We start from the raw sequence: 1,973 nt of genomic DNA on the forward strand, positions 1-1,973 counted from the left end.
ACACGGAGTGACCGCATTGTTATATGTGTAGATTGCCTTTCCAAGCACAAATAAGTGTGACTTTGAGCACGCAGACTTATCTTTGTATGAACATTACTCGTTTATAGCTAGGCAATCAGTCAATGCTGTCTATCCCTTCAAATCTATGAAAGGAGATTCTCCTATGGCTTTGAAAATTGTCTATCAAATTTGTTGTGGCATTGACGTCCACAAAACCTTTAAAAATTCAGCCTGACTCAGTATCTTAACTTAATTTTAGATCATCTCTTGATGGCTTGTTTGCCTATGCTCTAGAACTAATATGGGTTTTTGAGATGTGTTTCAGACTTATTACCACCTTTCTCTTATAGTAATTGGTCTAGAATACGCTTAGCGTTTTTCCAATTTTTTTTGTTTTCAAAATAAGTCCCTTTCCCTTTTTCTGTAATCCTATAGTACTTCCTTCTTCCACCCTGGGTCTCATCACCCCAATATGAAGTTACATTACCGTCATTCTCCATCCTCTTCAGGCTCGAAAACATAGTAGACTCCTTAAGTTCATACTCACCATTAGAGTTTGAATGTATCAATTTCGATATTTCATACCCATATTTATCACCGCTCATCAACAACTTCAAAATAATCGTATCTGTATGCCCTCTGAGTAAATCCGAGGAGATTTTATTATCGACCACAGTCTCACCTCCATAGTTAAAATATATATCGTAATACCACGACTGTCAAGGTAATACTATTGACGCTATACTATTCTGATTTGCTGATTTGCTAATTTGATAAAAAGAATTAATACCACTTCCTGTGCCAGCACGACGACTTCCCCTCCCAAATCGTCAGAATTGAGGACAATCCAGACTTGAGTACAAACGCCACTTCCAGGGAATACACAAAAAAAGCCGCCAACACTAATAGCCATTATAGCTACTAAAGTTGGCGGTTATCCAAACTGCATGCTTTTAGAAATCACACCCAAATTCACACTTAGATTCCTAAAATGGAACAGCTTGAAAATAGGGTACTGTCTCTTAAAATCACTAAAAGACAGTACCCTACTTTATTTTGTACGTATATCCTCTAAGCCTTGATATATAAGGCTTAGAAAGCTATGTCTATACTATTTCACTGGATGTTTTATCGCGGCTTGGGCAGCCACTATCATAAAGGACCAAACACTGTTTTTTACTATTATGGAACACTTTTATTATCTTTGGATAAATTGTTTTTTACTACACCTTAATGTCCAATCCATTGACGGGATAAGGTGTCCAGTATCTTACAAAAAAGAATATACTTTTTGATTGTCTGTCGTTTCTTCTCCTAACCCTCACACATTTGAGAATGCATAATTTTCAATGTATAGGTTATTAATATCAACAGATATTAATCAAAAAGATAGTGGGGTAAAATACATTGGGACAATTATTATTATGGTTATTACTTATCGCACCTTGGTTTTTACTTATACCATTAGATTCAAAAAGGATAAGACACTTTTCATCGGTTGCATTCTTTACTATATTTTTGACTACGATTTACTGGCAAATGGCAGAAGTATGGCATTGGTGGGATGTTACAAATAATGTATTTTTTCTTAAAAATATTTCATCATTTAATTATGGTCTTCTTCCCGTCACCACAATTCTTGTATTCTATTTTACTTACTCAAATGCCTGGTTATTTTTTGGAGCAAATATTATTATGGATGCATTTCAAGCATTTATCATTAGTCCATTTATTTTTCAAAGATTTGGCCTTTACACGATGAATAGTATGAATAATTTCGGGCTTTTTCTATTGTTATTAAGCAATGTTCCTATTATCTTTCTTTATCAAAGCGACATTTGATCTAACCCAGTAATAATAACGAGGTCATCATCATAATGTGAAGGTTTGCGATAGCGACAACTTACCTCAATGACCGCTAAACCTAAACCCTGTTCTTCAAATTGAGTATAAGGAAGATCTAATTCTCGAAA

2 protein-coding genes are annotated in these 1,973 nt (G+C 34.7%); one reads left to right on the plus strand and one right to left on the minus strand.

Going from position 1 to position 1,973, the window contains the following annotated elements; all coding sequences use genetic code 11:
* Positions 1 to 344: 344 nt before the first annotated feature.
* Positions 345 to 674, minus strand: coding sequence for a PadR family transcriptional regulator (locus VIM70_RS04870; RefSeq protein ID WP_331944608.1), 330 nt, complete (start codon positions 672 to 674; stop codon positions 345 to 347).
* Positions 675 to 1,407: 733 nt separating this feature from the next.
* Between VIM70_RS04870 and VIM70_RS04875 the strand changes: the two genes are divergently transcribed.
* Complete coding sequence (locus tag VIM70_RS04875) at positions 1,408 to 1,842, plus strand: hypothetical protein (RefSeq protein ID WP_331944609.1); 435 nt, start codon at positions 1,408 to 1,410, stop codon at positions 1,840 to 1,842.
* Positions 1,843 to 1,973 lie beyond the last annotated feature (131 nt).

Origin of the sequence: Clostridium sp., from assembly GCF_036569345.1 — a bacterium.
In the GTDB taxonomy this organism is placed as follows: Bacteria; Bacillota; Clostridia; order Clostridiales; family Clostridiaceae; genus Clostridium_AD.